General features: G+C 31.5%; 15 protein-coding genes. 11 read left to right on the top strand and 4 right to left on the bottom strand.

All coding sequences use genetic code 11. The features are described from left to right. The first annotated feature begins 658 nt into the window (after positions 1 to 658). The 8 genes from EQ921_RS12285 (at position 659) to hemL (ending at position 10,328) form a co-directional block, all read left to right on the top strand. Positions 659 to 2,062 (top strand): anion permease, encoded by a 1,404-nt coding sequence (locus EQ921_RS12285; RefSeq protein WP_128331864.1) that lies wholly within the window; start codon positions 659 to 661, stop codon positions 2,060 to 2,062. Between the two features lie 351 nt (positions 2,063 to 2,413). After that, positions 2,414 to 4,117 (top strand): peptide MFS transporter, encoded by a 1,704-nt coding sequence (locus tag EQ921_RS12280; protein ID WP_128331863.1) that lies wholly within the window; start codon positions 2,414 to 2,416, stop codon positions 4,115 to 4,117. 8 nt (positions 4,118 to 4,125) lie between these two features. Next, positions 4,126 to 6,237 carry a peptide MFS transporter gene (locus tag EQ921_RS12275; protein ID WP_128331862.1) on the top strand — a complete coding sequence of 704 codons (2,112 nt, stop codon included), beginning with the start codon at positions 4,126 to 4,128 and terminating at the stop codon, positions 6,235 to 6,237. A gap of 24 nt (positions 6,238 to 6,261) precedes the next feature. Continuing rightward, a complete protein-coding gene (locus EQ921_RS12270) occupies positions 6,262 to 6,582 on the top strand; it encodes a hypothetical protein (RefSeq protein WP_128331861.1) in 321 nt (106 codons plus the stop codon). Positions 6,583 to 6,588: 6 nt separating this feature from the next. After that, entirely contained in the window at positions 6,589 to 7,002 is a 414-nt protein-coding gene (locus EQ921_RS12265) for a hypothetical protein (RefSeq protein WP_128331860.1), read from the top strand. Between the two features lie 42 nt (positions 7,003 to 7,044). Further along, positions 7,045 to 7,953 (top strand): 1-aminocyclopropane-1-carboxylate deaminase/D-cysteine desulfhydrase, encoded by a 909-nt coding sequence (locus EQ921_RS12260; protein ID WP_128149903.1) that lies wholly within the window; start codon positions 7,045 to 7,047, stop codon positions 7,951 to 7,953. Then, positions 7,950 to 9,023 carry a glucosaminidase domain-containing protein gene (locus tag EQ921_RS12255; protein WP_128331859.1) on the top strand — a complete coding sequence of 358 codons (1,074 nt, stop codon included), beginning with the start codon at positions 7,950 to 7,952 and terminating at the stop codon, positions 9,021 to 9,023. The genes EQ921_RS12260 and EQ921_RS12255 overlap by 4 nt, the downstream gene beginning before the upstream one ends. 12 nt (positions 9,024 to 9,035) lie before the next feature. Then, on the top strand, positions 9,036 to 10,328 hold the full coding sequence (gene hemL, locus EQ921_RS12250) for a glutamate-1-semialdehyde 2,1-aminomutase (protein ID WP_128331858.1): 1,293 nt from the start codon (positions 9,036 to 9,038) through the stop codon (positions 10,326 to 10,328). Between the two features lie 41 nt (positions 10,329 to 10,369). On the opposite strand, the gene EQ921_RS12245 is transcribed toward hemL, so the two are convergent. Further along, positions 10,370 to 10,687, bottom strand: a complete 318-nt coding sequence (locus EQ921_RS12245; RefSeq protein ID WP_128149896.1) for a DUF4286 family protein — start codon at positions 10,685 to 10,687, stop codon at positions 10,370 to 10,372. A gap of 42 nt (positions 10,688 to 10,729) precedes the next feature. Next, complete coding sequence (locus tag EQ921_RS12240) at positions 10,730 to 12,163, bottom strand: TonB-dependent receptor (protein WP_128149894.1); 1,434 nt, start codon at positions 12,161 to 12,163, stop codon at positions 10,730 to 10,732. 36 nt (positions 12,164 to 12,199) lie between these two features. Between EQ921_RS12240 and EQ921_RS12235 the strand changes: the two genes are divergently transcribed. Further along, positions 12,200 to 12,973 carry an MBL fold metallo-hydrolase gene (locus EQ921_RS12235; protein ID WP_185144516.1) on the top strand — a complete coding sequence of 258 codons (774 nt, stop codon included), beginning with the start codon at positions 12,200 to 12,202 and terminating at the stop codon, positions 12,971 to 12,973. Between the two features lie 127 nt (positions 12,974 to 13,100). Beyond that, the gene (gene pta / locus EQ921_RS12230; protein ID WP_128149890.1) at positions 13,101 to 15,194 is read left to right on the top strand and encodes a phosphate acetyltransferase; all 2,094 of its coding nucleotides are present in this window, start codon (positions 13,101 to 13,103) and stop codon (positions 15,192 to 15,194) included. 31 nt (positions 15,195 to 15,225) lie between these two features. On the opposite strand, the gene EQ921_RS12225 is transcribed toward pta, so the two are convergent. After that, entirely contained in the window at positions 15,226 to 16,089 is an 864-nt protein-coding gene (locus tag EQ921_RS12225) for an MBL fold metallo-hydrolase (RefSeq protein WP_128331856.1), read from the bottom strand. A 350-nt stretch (positions 16,090 to 16,439) separates the two neighbouring features. Here EQ921_RS12225 and EQ921_RS12220 point away from each other — a divergent pair, with 350 nt between their 5' ends. Continuing rightward, on the top strand, positions 16,440 to 17,699 hold the full coding sequence (locus EQ921_RS12220; RefSeq protein WP_128331855.1) for a mechanosensitive ion channel family protein: 1,260 nt from the start codon (positions 16,440 to 16,442) through the stop codon (positions 17,697 to 17,699). On the opposite strand, the gene EQ921_RS12215 is transcribed toward EQ921_RS12220, so the two are convergent. Continuing rightward, positions 17,696 to 18,304: a TetR/AcrR family transcriptional regulator gene (locus tag EQ921_RS12215; RefSeq protein WP_128331854.1), complete on the bottom strand. Its 609-nt coding sequence runs from the start codon at positions 18,302 to 18,304 to the stop codon at positions 17,696 to 17,698. The two genes, EQ921_RS12220 and EQ921_RS12215, sit on opposite strands and share 4 nt — an antisense overlap. Positions 18,305 to 18,316 lie beyond the last annotated feature (12 nt).

Raw genomic sequence — 18,316 nt, 5'->3', positions numbered from 1 at the left:
TTTTTTAATTCTATTTCTACTACTCAATAAAAACCATTATAGTTATATCTATAACCAATTCTATACCTAGCTCTATCGCTCTGATGGTTTTTGAATGATTCAATTTTTTTTATATTCTCTCTTTAAGTTCAGCTTTTATTTATTTAAGCCTTTAAAAAATAAGTAATAAACCGATAAGAAATTAATAACATAGTCATAATATATATTTAGCATAGAATATTGAAATTAGATTAAATTTTTAAATCTTTTCAATTACTACAAATTCATAGTACTTAATTTTTTCTAATTATCTTGGATACTTATACATTATATTTAGTAGTAAAAAAGTATGATATATGTCTCATTGCGAAATTTTATTGAATGTATTAACTTCGCAGCAGAATTAAATAATAAATGGTTATTATATTTTGAAAAAATGAGTTTTTTATAATAATTTTATTTCGGATTTAAAAATGTTTTAGTATAAGTTAAATGACTTTCTATCAATTTTACTTCTGAATTATAAATTAATTATATGTCTGCTATTTAGTTGCACAAATGGTATATGCTATAAGCTCCATATATATGTTTAAACTGCTAAACTTAAAATCATTTTTTATTATTAAATCTCCGTGTTATTAGATAATAACATTGATATTATCATTTATAAAATTATATTATGAACACAAATATATTAAAGTTTTTATTAGTTATCTTTATAGGAGTTGTGCTTTGGTTTATTCCAGCACCTGAAGGTGTGAACGAAAAAGCGTGGCATCTAATGGCAGTTTTTATAGCTACGGTATTGGGATTGATACTATCTCCATTTCCTTTGGGAGCGATGGCTATATTTAGTATGACCGTAGTAGTAGCTTTAGATTTGGTTCCTATGAAAGGAGCTTTAGCAGGATTTAGTGATAAAACTATCTGGATGATTGCTTGTGCATTTTTTATATCAAGAGGATTTATTAAAACAGGCTTTGGTAGAAGAGTAGGGTATCTGTTTATAAGTAAACTTGGAAATAGTTCACTGGGATTATCTTATGGATTGGTCATGACCGATTTTATTTTTGCACCTGCAATGCCTTCGACTTCAGCACGCTGTGGGGGGATTATTACTCCTTTATTTTTATCAATTTCTGATGTGTACGATTCTACTCCCGAAAAAGGAACTCAAAGAAAAATCGGTGCATTTTTAGTACAGTGTATATTTCAGTGTAATGCAATTACCTGCGCAATGTTTTTAACATCTATGGCAGGAAATCCTATGATTGTTAAACTTGTTAAAGATATGGGATATTCTATATCTTGGACAGATTGGGCTTTAGCTGCTATAGTTCCTGGATTAATATCGTTAACGGTAATACCTTACATCATATATAAAATATATCCTCCGGAACTCAAAAATACCCCTGAAATGAAAGCAATCGCAAAAACTAAGCTTAAAGAAATGGGTAAGATGACTACTAAAGAATGGATTGTTTTAGCTGTGTTTGCTTACTTAATAGTTTTTTGGATATTAGGCTCATTTTTAAATATAGATGCAACATTTACCGCTTTTGTTGGTCTATGTATTTTGTTATTAACAAAAGCATTGGACTGGAATGATGTAATCAGTGAAAAGGAGGCCTGGCATACCATCATCTGGTTTTCAATTTTAATGACTTTAGCTGCCCAGCTTAATAAACTAGGATTTATTCCATGGTTTGGGAATTATGTTGCTAAATCTGTAGAAAACTTAAATTGGATGCCAATGCTGCTTATTCTACTCTTGGTTTACTATTATATACATTATCTTATGGCAAGTGCAATAGCTCATATCAGTGCAATGTATGTCATATTCGTTTCTATATCCATTGCTGCAGGAGCTCCACCTTTGCTAGCAATTCTTTTATTTGCATTTTTTAGTAATCTAAATATGTCTATTACTCATTATTCCAGTGGACCGGCACCTATCTTATTTGGTTGTGGCTATGTTCCATTAGCAAAATGGTGGAAAATAGGATTTATTATGAGTTTGGTAATTCTGTTTATATGGTTATTTATAGGTACAATATGGTGGAAAATTTTAGGACTTTTTTAAACTAAATTATTTTAATATGTCTTTTTATTGAGCTGGTATTCATCAAGATACTTAAATAATCATTGATTACTAAAATGTTAAAATTAAAGATCTAAAATTTCTAAAATTGTATACTATTTTTATCTTAAAAGTAGTGTAGGTAAATAGGTGTGATTTGTATATAAATCTATTTGTAATAGACATAAACTACACCTTTATAAGTGTTTGATGTAGTAAATACATATTTTTTTTATTATCAAATGAAATTATATTTATGATTTTTGATTACTTTTGAAAGTTAGTTAGTCATCTAATTATAACAAATTTAAAAAGTAAACTAATGTATTACAGTATTCACTTATAAAACTACTCATGGATAAAACGATAGAAAAAAAATCAATAACCTTAGAAGAAATTCAAAATTTTAAAGGTAGGTATCCTAAACAATTATGGTACTTAGCACTTGCGGAAATGTGGGAGCGATTTACATTCTATGGAATGAGAGCTTTATTAGCTCTTTATATAGCTCATTTAGCATTATCTGCAGACTATAAGCCTTTATCACAAGCAGATATAGAAAAGAAAAAAATTGAATTTCATAATAAATTTGGACAGGAGCTTAATGAAAATAATCCAAAATTTTATTTAGAAACAACTCAACAAAAATTTAAGGATGAAGCAGAAAGTAAATCTAATAAGCAATATGGCTTAATTCAAGCTTTTATATATGCAATGGCATTTGTTGGAGGGATATTTGCTGATAAGTTATTTGGTTTTAGAAAATCTGTTTTTTGGGGAGGAATTCTTATGGCTATTGGGACATTTACTATGGCTATACCCGGAGCTTTTGCATTTTATTTAGGAGTGAGTATCCTTATTGTGGGTAATGGTTTTTTTAAACCTAATATATCCACTATGGTAGGTGCGTTATATAAACAAGATGATTCAAGGAGAGATGCAGGTTTTTCAGTTTTTTATATGGCTATTAATGTTGGAGCCTTACTTAGCGGTTTAACCATTGGGTATATAGGAACTGCTATTAGCTGGTCATTAGGGTTTGCCTTGTCGGGAGTATGTATGCTTTTTGGGCTTATTTTATTCCATTTTACGCAAAAAAAATTAGGACCTATAGGTTTAGCTCCTAACCCAAAAAAATTAAAACAATTAAAATTTGGAATAAGTATAAACTGGTTGTATCATTTATCAACCCTTTTATTTATTCCATTTTTTTTATTAATGATTTATTATCCTTTTGACGTTAATATGACATGGCTTCTAGGAGAAAAAGTTATTACATCAGGAGGAACGGTTCCCAATTATATACAGTTTAGTGATATTTTTATGATTGTAATCGCTATATTAATTCTTATATATTTAACGATTACATTATTCAAAGTTTCAAAAGATGAATTTGGAAAAATGTTTGTTGCTATAATCTTGATATTATTTTCTGTATTATTTTTTTCATTTTTTGAGCAAGGTGGGGGCTCTCTTAATTTCTTTGCTGTAGGAAATATTGACGGTCATGGATTGAACATGACTCAGGTTAATAATTCAATAAATTCTCTTTGGGTTATAATATTTGCTCCGATTTTAGGTGCTTTATGGATTGGATTAAGTAAAAATAAAATAGAACCCAATACAATAATTAAGTTTGGATTAGGTTTCATATTTTTAGGATTAGGTTTTTTTGTATTTTATATAAGTCGTTTTTTTGCAACATTTGATGGATTTGCTCCTTTGTGGACATTTGTTTCAGCTTATTTAGTCATTACTATAGGTGAATTATGTTTGTCTCCTATTGGCTTATCTATGATTACTAAATTAACTCCAATACGTTTACATGGAATGATGATGGGGACTTGGTTTTTAGCTAGTGCTTATGGTCAATATGGAGCAGGTTTAATTGGTTCTTTACTTTCAAAAGTAGATAGTTCAATTCAAAACCCCACTAATATGGATAAGCTTATTCAATATACTAATGGTTATCAAAGTATAGCTTATGTTGCAGTGAGTGCGGGTATTATTTTATTAATAATATCTCCATTGCTAAGTAAAATAATGAGTAGAAAATAAAGAATAATATGAAAGAGAAAGCAACCACTAATTTTTTTGACACCAAGGTTTTAGGTCATCCTGCAGGATTATTTGTATTATTTTTCACAGAAATGTGGGAACGTTTCTCTTTTTACGGGATGCGCGTTTTACTTATCAATTTTCTTACAATGGCAGTTATAGGTTCCAACCCTGGTTGGGAATGGACATCTACTAATGCCGGAGCTTTATTTGGTACTTATGCAATGCTTTTGTATCTAACTCCTATAGTCGGTGGAATTGTAGCAGATCGAATTGTTGGTTATCGCTGGGCCGTAGTAATAGGAGCAATTATCATGACTTTGGGACATGTATCTATGGCTGTGGAAACAGAATTTTCACTTTATTTAGGATTAATTTTATTAGTAGTAGGAACCGGTTTTTTTAAGCCTAACATGACTTCAATCATTTCTGAAATGTATAAAGACTTACCGGAAAAAAAAGATGGAGCATATACCATATTCTATATGGGTGTAAATGCAGGAGCTTTTTTCGGAATGATGCTTTGCGGATATCTGGCCGAAAAGATTGGATGGAGCTGGGGATTTGGACTGGCAGGAATATTTATGCTTTTAGGAACTATACAATTCTGGTTAGCTAAACCTTTATTTGGGAATATTGGAGGGATTCCATCAAGAAATGAAGAAATCAAGCCTTTAAATGTAAGAGAAGATGTAAGTGTAGAAAAGAAAAACCCATTCACTATTTTAGATAAAATATTAATTATAATTGTTTCCATAATTGGATTAGCTTATGCAATTAATGATCCATTATCTAAAATTGGTAATATACATATACTACCGGAAGAATTTATTATAAGTAAAGACATATTAGAAGGCCCGTTAGTGTTATCAATCATAGGTCTGATACTTTTACTGATAGTAGTTATTTCAAGAATTTCCCGTTACGAAAAAGTGGTTAGAGACAGAATGATAGTTGTCATCATATTTGCTCTGTTTACTATTTTCTTTTTCCTTTCATTTGAACAGGGAGCTACCTCATTAGTGCTTTTTGCCAGAGATTTCACAGGAAGAGTAGTTGAAGGGCAAGCAGCAACTATATATATAATTATAAATACGTTGCTTACCGTTGTTCCTTTAGCAATTGTGTCATGGGTACTTTTCCTTTTGTTTAAAAGGACTCATCATAAAATTTTATCTTCTAATATTGTCTTAGGATCAAGTTTTTTAATCATTTGGGGAATTGTAATCTGGATGCTCAACAACGATATTAATTCGCATGCCTATGAAATTGAATATACAACCGTTAGAATACCCAAATTAGATAAAAAAACACAAAAACAAGAAGTTGATAAACAAGGAAATTTAGTTTTTGAATATGTTCCGGTTACAGAATCTTATGAACTTAAGCCCACAGATAAAACAGAGAAATTTAAAACTACTATAGGTTCCTCTAAAGCTCATAATATAGGTGATAAACTGATTGTTCATGAAGAAATAGGGACCTTAATACCATTAACTAAAGAGCAGGAAGAAAAAGTACGTCTTGAATACAAATTAGCGAAAAAACAATCCGGACTAATTGAAGCTAAGATTTCTGAATTCAGAGACAGTAAAGTAGAAATTACCACTTCATGGTTCAGTATTTTAAATTCTTTCTTCATCATTGCATTTGCATCTTTATTCACTAAGTGGTGGGATAGTAAATATAATCCGAGTGCCGCAGTAAAATTTGGTCTTGGATTAATCATTATGGCAATAGGTTTCGGAGTTTTAGCTTTTGGTTCTCAGTCAATTCCACAAGGAGCTACGGCAGGTGTAGTACGAGTAAGTATGATATGGTTGATTCTGGCCTATTTATTTCATACTTTAGGTGAGTTATGTATCTCTCCGGTAGGCTTATCTTACGTAAGTAAACTGGTTCCGGGAAGAATGATAGCCTTTATGTTTGGTATGTGGTACCTGGCCATTGCAATCGGTAATAAGTTAGCTGCTTCATTGGGAGGTATGATAGAAGATATGGCAGAAAAATCAAGTATGACCAATTTTTTTCTTATTTTTACCATTATACCAATTATAGCAGGAGTCATTGTAATTTCTCTAAGTCCACTAATGAAAAAACTCATGCATGGTGTAAAGTAAATCATAAACTAACAAAAAATAAATATGAAAATTATCATTGTTGGGATTATTGCCAATTTGATCCCGTTATTAAGTTTTTGTTTTCAGATAATAGAAGACAGTACGATTTTAGCTTATACCTTTATTGTTGTAATATCATTATTTTGGATTCTTTCTGTGATCGGAGCTATGATTCTGCCAAAAAAAAGAAAGGCAGGTGCAATAATGGTTATAATAGGAAGTTTTATATATATTCCTATAGGGTTTATTGCAATAATAGGAGCTAGAAAACTATTAGATAAAAAAAAATTAACTGATTTAGAAGAACGCAGAAAAATATCCAGAAATTTAAGTCAAGAATCATAGATCATTATGGAAAATAATCAAATCACAGAAGAAAAACATTATTACGCAAGAAAATTTTTATTATTTTCAATAATAACCTTTACTATTTTATTATTTACGAGTATTTTTTTATTAAATAACGCAACAATTGTCGTATCAATTTGTATTTTAAATATAGTTATACAAATAATTAGATATAATTCAGCTGTAGTTGAAATAGGAAGTGATTACATAAAGTTAAAAAAAGGGATTTTTGCTGCATCAAGATATATATTGTATAATGAAATAACTTCCTGGCATCAAGAGGGTAAAAAAATTATAATTAATTATATTCTTAATGACTCTAGTGAAGAAAAAAAAGAATTTATATATACAGGGGCTATGGAACAAAATGTTAAAGAATCTTTACTAAAAGATTTAAACAAAATACATACAGTATAATTCTTTTACATAATAAAATATTATTTAATATAATTTCAAAAATTGTATCAATTACCTATACAACCGTTTCAATTTCCGGATTTACATGTAGAAAATCAGCTTTTTATTAAAAGAGAAGATTTGGTACATCCTATTATATCAGGGAATAAATTCTGGAAAATGAAATACAATCTGGTAAGAGCAAAAGAAATGCAATGTGAAACACTGGTTACTTTTGGTGGAGCCATGTCTAATCATATTGTTGCTACTGCCGCCGCCGCCAATGAAAATGGTTTTAAATCTGTAGGAATAATCCGAGGGGAAGAGTTGGCAGATAAATGGCAAAATAATCAGACTTTAGCAGAAGCCAGCAGTTTAGGGATGGACTTTTACTTTATTTCCAGAAGTGAATACAGGTTGAAGGACAAATCAGTAGTTACGCAGGGAATTTTAAAAAATATAAAAAATCATTATCTTGTTCCTGAAGGAGGAACTAATTCATTAGCAGTACAAGGAGCAGCAGAGATCTTAAACGAAGAAACCCATAAGTTTGATATTATAACTACGGCTATGGGAACCGGGGGCACATTATCCGGACTATCAGTCGGAGCACAAAATCATCAACAAATTATGGGTTTCCCGGTTCTTAAAAATGCAGGCTTTTTAGTTAAAGATATCATAAAACTAACTGACAAACAAAATTTTACTGTAAATTTGGATTATCATTTTGGTGGATATGCTAAAGTGACCCCGGATTTGATTGATTTTATCAATAATTTTTACCTTCTCAATCATATCCCTCTCGATCCTGTATACACTGGTAAAATGATGTTTGGACTCAAAGAAATGTTAAGAAAGGGAGAAATAAGCTCTGATAAAAAAATTTTAGCTGTTCATACTGGTGGATTGCAGGGAATACGCGAGATGAATAAGTTACTGTCTCAAAAAAATAAAAATATTATTATTACATGAAAAAAATACTATTATTTGTAATATTAGTTCTTTCAGGTAGTTACATTATAGCTCAGGAACAAATTAAAAAAGATGAACTGTATATCCAAAGCTTTGCAAAAATGGCTGTACAGGAAATGGAATTGTATAAAATACCAGCCAGTATTACTTTAGCTCAGGGAATATTGGAAACAGGTAATGGACAAAGTGATTTAGCACAGTTTGCTAACAATCATTTTGGAATTAAATGTAAAGCGGAATGGGTAGGCGAAAGGATGTATCATGATGATGATTTAAAAGGTGAATGTTTTAGAAAGTATACATCCGCTGAAGAATCTTACAGAGATCACTCACGCTTTCTTGCAGAAAGGCCTTATTATAAGAATTTATTTTTATTAGACTCTAAAGATTACAAAGCATGGGCACATGGTTTAAAAAAAGCAGGGTATGCCACTAATCCGAAATATGCATATACACTTATCGGCTTAATTGAAAGATACCGATTAAATGAATTTGATTCTATAACGTCTATGGATGTATATGACAAATTAGCTCAATTATATCCGGACAGTTTTAAACTTCCACAGGAAAATAAACCTGAAATACAATTTGCAAAACTAAAGTCTGAATCAGTTAAAAAATCTGAACCTACAGCAGTTTTAGCTTCATATAACCCTGAGAAACCTCAGGCAGCAGTAAGAAAAAGTATAAATAAACCGAAAGATAATTTTGAATTTCCCAGTCTTCGAATCAGATTTCATCCCAATGGTAACTTAAAATTTATTGTTATAAGGGAAGGAGATACCTTGGAAAGTATAGCGAAAGCTTACAGCATATCTATAGATAAATTGCGTAGATATAATGACTTAACATCTAAAATAGAATTAAAAATTAATCAAAAAATATTTTTAGAGCCTAAAAAAAGTTCTGGTACTATAAAAGAATATGTAACCAGAGAAGGGGATAATATGTACAATATTTCCCAAAATAACGGAGTTTCATTATATGAATTATATAAAAAGAACTTAATGATGCCCGGACAGGAACCTAAAATTGGAGATATAATTTTATTAAAAGGTAAAAAAAGTTAAAAAGTACATTCAATGTTATATCAGAGAAGTAGTAAACTATTTGAAGAAGCTAAAAAATATATACCGGGAGGAGTGAATTCTCCCGTTCGTGCATTTAAGTCAGTAGGAGGAGTTCCTGTATTTATGAGATCAGCAAAAGGAGCTTATTTGACAGATGTGGATGGCAAAACCTATATCGACTATATCAATTCCTGGGGGCCTATGATTTTAGGACATAATCATCCGAAGGTTTTAGAAGCTGTAACCAAACAATTGGAAAGCGGTTTTTCATTTGGTACTCCAACAGAACTGGAAACAGAAATAGCGAAATTAATTGTGGATTCAGTTCCCGGAATAGATAAAGTGAGAATGGTAAATTCCGGAACGGAAGCGTGTATGTCCGCAATAAGACTGGCACGGGGTTTTACATCCAGAAATAAAATTATAAAATTTGAAGGCTGTTATCATGGCCATTCAGATGCTTTTTTAATCAAAGCCGGAAGTGGAGCAGCCACGTTTGGTAATCCCAACAGTCCGGGCGTAACGCCAGGTACAGCACAGGATACCTTATTAGCCGTATACAATGATATTGAATCAGTAAAATTACTATTTGAAAGCAATGAAGATCAGATTGCAGCTGTAATAATTGAACCTATTGCTGGTAATATGGGATGCGTGCCACCTGAAAATGACTTTCTTTTGAAATTAAGAAAACTATGTGATGATTATGATGCATTGTTGATTTTTGATGAAGTAATGACTGGTTTCAGAGCCCGGATGGGAGGAGTCCAGGAATTATTCAATATAAAAGCTGATATTGTTACTTACGGAAAGGTTATTGGAGGAGGAATGCCTGTTGGAGCTTTTGCCGCAAGAACTGATATAATGGACCATTTATCACCCGTCGGTTCTGTGTATCAGGCAGGTACTTTATCGGGGAATCCTATTGCAATGAGAGCAGGATATACCACTTTATCTTTATTGAAAGAAGATTCCGGAATTTTTGAAAGAATTACAAAATCTACAGAAAAATTAGCGGAAGAATTAAATACCATTTTTAAAACTGCGGGTATACAAACATGTATTACACAGTGTACATCCATGATGACTGTGTTTTTTGGAATAGATAAAGTATCTAATTTTGAAGAAGCAAGTAGAGCCGACCATTCTTTATTTAACAAGTATTTTCATTTTTTACTAAAGCATGGAATTTATCTTCCGCCTTCAGGATATGAAACATGGTTTATATCAGATAGTATCAAAAAACAGGAAATTGATAAGACATTAGATTTAAGTCGGAAATTTGTTTCAGACTTATCATATTAAATTGACAAAAAAGCAGCCCGATTGCAATTTGGCTGCTTTTTTTAAAAATCAAAAACTTCAATTACTTCAAGTTCTGTTTTAAAAGAAAGTATCTGATTTCCAAATCGGGAAAATATTAATTGATGTACTTCCTGAGAATCTTCTTTGTAGTATTCATTTAGTTTCTCTTTAGTGTCAGCATAAAGTTGAATAGAATATGTATTTCCGGTTTCCTCGGGATGAGAAATAACTTTGGTAAATACTGATTTTTTAAATTTTTGAGTTTGGTATATTTTGGGAATATACACTTCTTTGAACCATTGAATCCAATCCTTCTCAATGGTATGTTCAACATGAAAACTTTCCGAGTATATGATCATTTTTTAGAACTTTTTAATTTTTATAAAAATTTTTAAAACACTTTATTGTGGCGGAAGAGCATATCCTTTAGAGAATCCAAACATACCTCGCTCTTTAATCATATTAGCAACCTCTTTAGGTACCTTATCTTCCCATCCCGTAATTCCCATTGCTATCTGTGCTAAAATCTTTTTACCATAGATTCTTAAATGGGCTTCGTCATATTCTTTAATGTCAACAATTCTTTCATTTTTCTTAAAATATTTATACAGATCTTTTAAGTTGTCATTAACTCTTAAATTTTCTGAAGTTAAAAGCTCTTCAGAATTAATATCTATATAAGGATATAAATAAATTTTCATTTGTTGCTTGAAAAGTTTACCAAAAGCTTCCATTATACCTCCTCCGAGATTACTGTAATACCCTTCTTCAAATATGTCAAGCAAATTGTTAACCCCCATAGTAATTCCTATTTTTTCAGTAGTAAAACGGCTAAAATAATCTACAAGTCTATAATATTCGGAAAAGTTGGAAACCAAAACCGTGTATCCCAATTTTCCCAACACATCGGCACGGTCCAGAAAATCACGTTCATTAATTTCTCCTGCGGCTCTTAAATTAGTTATGGTTATTTCAAATAAGACTTTTAAATTTTCAGAAGTCACATTCTCTTCGTTCATAAACATTTTTAATCCCTGATTACACATATCAATATTGACGTTGGTTACAGGCCGGAAACTACCTCTAAGGGCAAATATATTTTTTCTATATAATTCATCAGCAGGGAGAACATTTTTTCCGTTAGGTTCAAATACTATTGCATCTGTCATCCCGTTCTTAACCAATTGCAAGCTCATAAGCCGGTTGTCAACATATGCATATCTGGGACCGCTGAAATTAATCATATCAACTTCAATTTGATCTGTGTTAATTTCGTCGTATAAAGATTCAATAATGGTTTTAGGATCCTCAGCATAATAAAAAGCCCCATAGATAAGGTTTACTCCTAAAACTCCCAGAGTTTCCTGTTGTAATTTAGCATCATTTTCGTGAAAACGTACATGTAAAATAATCTCATTGTAATCTTCCAGTTCGTCTAATTGGAATCTTATGCCCACCCAGCCATGTCCTTTAGATGTTTTATTAAAATTTATAGTGGTAACTGTATTAGCATAAGAGAAAAATTTTCTGCCTGGTGCACTTTGGCGATTGATTCGGTTTTCAATAAGTTTAATTTCATGATCCAGCATTCGCAATAACCGAGTCTGTGAAACATATCGGTTGTCTACTTCTTTTCCATATATGGAATCGCTGAAATCTTTATCATATGCAGATATGGCTTTTGCTATGGTTTTGGAAGCAGCTCCGGCTCTAAAAAAGTATCGAACGGTCTCTTGTCCTGCTCCTATTTCAGAAAAAGTACCATAGATATTCTTATTTAAATTTATTTGAAGAGCTTTTTGTCTTGGAGTTAATACTTGTCTGGAAGTAAGCATAAATTTTAAACTTTTGTTCGTAAATTTACAAAAATTATGGAATTAAGAAAATCTAAGATAACCTTCTTGGGCACAGGGACTTCGCAAGGTGTACCGGTGATTGGTTCAACGCATCCGGTATGCCTGTCAAGTAATCCTAAAGACAAAAGATTGCGTACTTCTGCTTTGGTTGAATATTGTGGTTTGGATCTTTTATTAGATTGTGGGCCCGATTTTAGAATGCAAATGCTCAGAGAGAATAAATCTAATGTGGATGCAGTATTGCTTACTCATGAACATAACGATCATGTGGGCGGACTGGATGATTTGAGACCTATAAATTTTATAAAGGGAGAAGACATACCTATTTATGCATTGCCACGTGTTTTGAATGAAATTCGAACCCGTTATTCATATGCTTTTGCAACTATAAAATATCCCGGAGCTCCCGGCTTTGATACAATTGAAATTGACGGAGCATTTAAAATTAAAGATAATATTATTTACCCGATACAAATTTTACACGGAGAATTGCCAATTTTGGGATATAAAATAGGAGAGTTAACTTATATAACCGATGCTTCTCATGTTTCAATAAATGTAATAGAAAGTGTAAGCAAAACGGGTATTCTTGTTATTAATGCATTGCGTCAGGAACCTCATCATTCTCACTTTTCTTTGGAGCAAGCCTTGGAAATTGTTGAGAAAATTAATCCGGGAATAGCATTTTTAACACATATCAGCTACAATTTAGGATTTCATGATGAGGTTCAGAAATATCTACCACCCAATGTATTTTTGGCATATGATGGTTTAGTGGTTGATTTTTAATGTATTATATTTTATTTTATAAAAATTAGTTTAAAAAATAAAAGTTAAAAAGCATAAGAAACATTAATTTATTTCACTTATTTATTACGATTTTGTAAGTTTGTGTCAACCTAAATTTTAAATGTAGATGAATAGATCAGTATATGTAGCAACGACCAGTCCTAACAGTGGAAAATCATTGATTAGCCTGGGAATTGTGCAGATGGTTATGAGAAGAACTCCTAACATAGCCTATTTCCGACCGATTATTGACGATATTGAAGAAGGTATGAAAGACAATCATATCGAAACTATGATTTCTTATTTTAATCTGGAAGAGAACTATGAAGATGCATATGCTTTTACTAAAAGTGAAGTTATAGATCATCAGAATAACGGTAGATTAAACGAACTTTATGATGTTATTATACAAAAATATAAAGCACTGGAAGATAAATACGATTTTGTTTTAATAGATGGAACAGATTTGTCGTCCGAAAGCAACTCACTTGATTACGATTTAAATATTGTAATAGCTAAATCTTTAAATATACCGGTAGTTTTAGTAGTTAAAGATTCTTTTAAAACCACTCATGATTTATCTAAAAATATAAGTCTTGAAGTTGATAATTTCTTGAAAAGAGATAATAAAGTTATTGCAGTTATTGTAAATAAATCAACTAAACCTATTGATGAGATAACAACCAAATTCAGAAAAAGAATTACTGACGACTCTATTTTGTTTTCAGTTATTCCACAGGATAAATCTTTAAGCTTTCCTACGTTGAAAGAAGTTGCGGATGCCTTGGGTGCCGAAATTTTATTTGGAAAAGATAATCTTGACAGACCGATAAAGAAATTTATTATCGGAGGTATGCAACTGACCAATTTTATGAATTATGTTGAGGAGGATTGTGTAGCAGTGATTCCTGGAGACAGGTCAGATTTAATTGCTGGTGTATTGTTATCTAACTTATCTAATTTTCCACGTGTTTCCGGATTGATATTGACAGCCGGAATGTCGCCTGAAGCTACTATTGTCAAATTGATTGAAGGTTCTAATGTAAATCTGCCGATTATGTTGGTTGATTCTGGAACTTTTGAGACAGCAACTACCGCTGCAAATATAAAATCTTCAATTTATCCGGAAGCTATTAATAAAATTAAAAAGAATATTGATCTATTTGAAGAATATGTAAATATACCCGAACTGGATGATAAAATATCTTCTTTTAAAATAGGAGGGATTACTCCCCGAATGTTCCAATATAATTTATTAAGAACTGCTAAGTTAGCGCAAAAGCATGTAGTTCTTCCTGAAGGAAGCGATGATAGGATATTAAAGGCAGCTTCAATGCTGGCTGAAGACGAAATAGTAAAAGTAACCATATTAGGAAAACCGGAAGAAATAAAACAAAGAGCAAATCAATTAGGATTGCCGTGGAATGAAAATTATATTTCGTTGTTGGATAATACGGAAAGTGATAAAATGGATGATTATGCCCAAACACTTTTTGAGCTAAGAAAAGATAAAGGTATGGAGCTTGCTCAGGCAAAAGATTTAATATTGGATGCTTCATATTTCGGTACGATGATGGTTTATAAGGGAGATGCTGATGGAATGGTTTCAGGAGCTCAAAATACAACAGCTCACACCATACGTCCGGCTTTGCAGTTTGTTAAAACAAAACCGGGAATAAAAACGGTTTCTTCTGTATTCTTTATGCTTTTGCAGGATAGAGTTTTAGTGTATGGAGATTGCGCTGTCGTTCCTAATCCTACTTCCGAGCAACTTGCAGATATTGCAATTTCTTCTGCCCAGACAGCTAAAGCTTTTGGGATAGAACCAAAAATAGCTATGTTGTCTTATTCTTCAGGAAATTCAGGTTCAGGAGAAGAGGTAGATAAAGTAAGAAAAGCAACGGAACTGGTTAAAGAATCACGCCCTGATTTACTTGTTGAAGGACCTATTCAATACGATGCAGCTGTGGTTCCTAGTGTTGGAAGTAGTAAAATGCCGGGTTCACAAGTTGCAGGTCAGGCAAATGTGCTTATTTTCCCTGATTTAAATACGGGCAATAATACGTATAAAGCCGTACAGAGAGAATCCGGTGGTTTAGCCTTAGGACCAGTTCTTCAAGGGTTAAAAAAACCTATTAATGACTTAAGCCGTGGCGCTAAAATTGAAGATATTTACAACACAGTAGTTATAACAGCTATTCAGGCTGCTAATGACCAATAAAGAGTTAAATTGACAAAAATATGTAAGGAAATCATCGGCCGAAAATATCTAAGAAATTAAAAGTTTCTTTAAGTCTGATTCCTTTATCTGTTTTTTGTAAAGTACATAGTTCATGACTAACATCATGTTCAAAAAAGAAAAGATAATCCTGTTGTTCCGCAAGACGCAGGATTTTTTCTTTTTCATTTAAAGTTTGTAATGGTCGTGTATCATATCCCATTACATATGGCAAGGGAATATGTCCGGTAGTAGGAAGAAGATCTGCTGCATAAATCATCGTTTTTCCCTCAAATGATATAACCGGAAGCATTTGTTTATCAGTATGGCCATCTACAAATAGAATATCAAAACCAAGAGGAGAATCTTTAAGATAATTATCCTTAGGTATATCAATAAATTTAAGTTGTTCACTTTCCTGAATTGGAAGAATGTTTTCTTTTAAAAATGAAGCCTTTTCTCTCGGGTTAGGATTTATAGCCCATTCCCAATGATTCTGATTACTCCAGTAAGTTGCATTTTTAAAGGTTAACTCATACTTGGTTTTCTTTTTATTCCATTTTACAGCTCCTCCGCAATGGTCAAAATGCAGGTGAGTCAGAAAAACATCCGTAATATCATCTGTGGTAAAACCATATCGAGCTAAAGATTTTTCAAGAGTTTCCTCTCCCCATAAATGGTAATAACCGAAAAATTTGTCAGATTGCTTATTTCCCAGACCAGTATCGATTAAGATTAATTTTTTTCCGTTTTCCACCAATAAGCATCTCATTGTTAAATCAATAAGATTGTTAGAGTCGGCAGGATTAGTTTTTTGCCATAGAGATTTCGGTACCACACCGAACATGGCTCCCCCATCTAATTTAAAATTACCGGTTTCAATAGGATATAGCTTCATAAATTTGTTTAAATTGGTTCTTGTAAATTAAGGATAATTTTTTACTTATAAAAAACTTAAGGAACAAATAATATGAAAACGGGTAGAAAGCGTGCAGTATATTGACCCAAGCGTAAAGAAATCACAATTAATTGAAATTTTAATTTATAAAGTTTAAATTATTTTTGATATAGATAACTTTAAGAAATAGTAATAAAATTATAATATAACTAAAGGCAAATATAGTTTTAGTTTGATACTAGTTAACACAGCACATATCATAAACAGATAGTTATAATGGGGAAGACTGAAGGCTGACTAATTGGTATAATTTGTGAATTTAGAATCAATAATATATAATTATAAAAAGTATGAATGATGCAGTTAATTTAAAGTTAGAAAATCAGAATACTATCATAGATCAGCTACATTATTTTATTGCTGATAATTTTCCAGATGGTACTGTGCTTTTTTTTCAAATTTTTGTAAAAGCACTTTTATTACTGAGTATATTCATTATTCTGGATCTGTTTCAAAGAAAAATTTTAATCCGCTTAATCCGTAAGTGGGTTCCCAAAACTAAAAATATATGGATCAACACGTTTATCAAAAAAGATGTTTTTACTAGTTTTTTTCATTTACTTCCGTTAGGAATCTGTTATTGTCTGGTTCCGCTCATATTTTATCATCATCCGCAAAGCTTTCATATTTTAGATTTAATTTTTAGTATTTTACTATTAATATTTCTTTCCAAATTTTTTATTCATGTAATAGATGTATACACTGAGATAAAAAGTAAAGACCAAAGTTATAGGACAGTAGCATTAAAGACTTTTTCGGAACTGTTTAAATTGCTGATTATTTTGTTTACCTGTTTTATAGTTGTTTCAATTCTTTTTAATCTTTCAAGTGCTAAGATATTTGCCTTTTTGGGTGCTATTATGGCTGTAATTCTACTTATTTTTAAAGATCCTATTCTTGGTTTTGTGGCTGGATTAAACATTGCTAATTCTAAGCAGATAAAGGTTGGTGACTGGATTTCGGTTCCAAAGTACGGACTGGATGGTAATGTGAAAGATATTAATTTGGTAACTACTAAAATTCAAAATTCTGATAAGACTGTTTCAACGATACCGACTTATGATTTAATAGCTACAGAAGTTAAAAATTACGAAATTATGCGTTCTTCAAATACTCGAAGGATAAAAAGATCTCTAACTTTTAACTTTAAGTCTTTTAAATTGTTGGACGAGTCTATATTAAATAATTTAACTAAGATTGAGTTGCTCAGTTCTTATCTGCAAAAGAAAGAGAAAGAGATTAAAGATCAGAATAGTACAGATTTTGTGTATCCTATTCTTGCTGAGGATAATGATTATATTACTAATATTGGAGTATTTCGTTATTATACTCAGTTGTATCTTGAAAATAATCCCAGAATATCAAAAAAGGATACTATTATGGTACGACAGTTAGAACCTACAATATACGGTCAACCGGTAGAGGTGTATTGTTTTTCCTCAACTTCTGACTGGAAAATGTATGAGGATACCCAAGCCTTGCTTTTTGAGCATTTAATTGCAGTTACCCATTTATTTCAGTTAGAGCTTACCTTGGTTAGTCCATCCTAGTTTATTTTGACTAATTTCTCCAGTTCTTTAACCCCTTTTTTAGTAGCAATTGAACGGATTAAAAGATCCGAATAATTTAGGTTAACCTGATTTTGAACAGAGCTAGTGTCATCAGTTTTTGTTTTATCCATGATAAGCTGAATAGTTAGGTAAATATAGTCGGCAGTTATTTTCTTGTTTATTTTTGCTCGGTATACTCCCTCATCAATCCCCAGACTTATATTGTTTTTCAATAAGTTTTTAATGAAGGTTTGTTGCGCAGTAAGGATTTCGTGAAATATTTCGGGGTAGAATTTTTCAAGTTGAAAAGTTATTTGATCTTTTTTTATCAGAAACATTTCGCTCAGATTTTCCAGGATTAGTAATATTTGATGAATTATGTTCTGATAATTTTTTATTTTGCATTCCATATCACTCATAGAACCTGAGAGGCACTCTGAAAAGGTCATTTTAATAAGTTCTTCTTTACTTGAAAAATGCTCATACAAAGTTTTTTTGGACATTCCCAGCTCGCTACTTATCATATCCATAGTTACTACTTTTACTCCGATTTGTGTAAATAAATCTAAAGCTTTGGATATTATTTTTTCTTTTATTATATCCATTTGGATTATTTT

Origin of the sequence: Apibacter sp. HY039 (genome assembly GCF_004023655.1) — a bacterium.
GTDB classification, from domain to species: Bacteria; Bacteroidota; Bacteroidia; order Flavobacteriales; family Weeksellaceae; genus Apibacter; species Apibacter raozihei.
Note: the sequence above shows the minus strand (reverse complement) of the source record. Positions and strands in the feature narration are given on the sequence as shown.

Coding starts and splice junctions, on each gene's coding strand:
- EQ921_RS12235 (WP_185144516.1), top strand. CDS start 12,200: ATGGAATTAAGAAAATCTAAGATAACCTTCTTGGGCACAGGGACTTCG.
- EQ921_RS12285 (WP_128331864.1), top strand. CDS start 659: ATGAACACAAATATATTAAAGTTTTTATTAGTTATCTTTATAGGAGTT.
- pta (WP_128149890.1), top strand. CDS start 13,101: ATGAATAGATCAGTATATGTAGCAACGACCAGTCCTAACAGTGGAAAA.
- EQ921_RS12255 (WP_128331859.1), top strand. CDS start 7,950: ATGAAAAAAATACTATTATTTGTAATATTAGTTCTTTCAGGTAGTTAC.
- hemL (WP_128331858.1), top strand. CDS start 9,036: ATGTTATATCAGAGAAGTAGTAAACTATTTGAAGAAGCTAAAAAATAT.
- EQ921_RS12215 (WP_128331854.1), bottom strand. CDS start 18,304: ATGGATATAATAAAAGAAAAAATAATATCCAAAGCTTTAGATTTATTT.
- EQ921_RS12245 (WP_128149896.1), bottom strand. CDS start 10,687: ATGATCATATACTCGGAAAGTTTTCATGTTGAACATACCATTGAGAAG.
- EQ921_RS12275 (WP_128331862.1), top strand. CDS start 4,126: ATGAAAGAGAAAGCAACCACTAATTTTTTTGACACCAAGGTTTTAGGT.
- EQ921_RS12240 (WP_128149894.1), bottom strand. CDS start 12,163: ATGCTTACTTCCAGACAAGTATTAACTCCAAGACAAAAAGCTCTTCAA.
- EQ921_RS12225 (WP_128331856.1), bottom strand. CDS start 16,089: ATGAAGCTATATCCTATTGAAACCGGTAATTTTAAATTAGATGGGGGA.
- EQ921_RS12265 (WP_128331860.1), top strand. CDS start 6,589: ATGGAAAATAATCAAATCACAGAAGAAAAACATTATTACGCAAGAAAA.
- EQ921_RS12220 (WP_128331855.1), top strand. CDS start 16,440: ATGAATGATGCAGTTAATTTAAAGTTAGAAAATCAGAATACTATCATA.
- EQ921_RS12270 (WP_128331861.1), top strand. CDS start 6,262: ATGAAAATTATCATTGTTGGGATTATTGCCAATTTGATCCCGTTATTA.
- EQ921_RS12280 (WP_128331863.1), top strand. CDS start 2,414: ATGGATAAAACGATAGAAAAAAAATCAATAACCTTAGAAGAAATTCAA.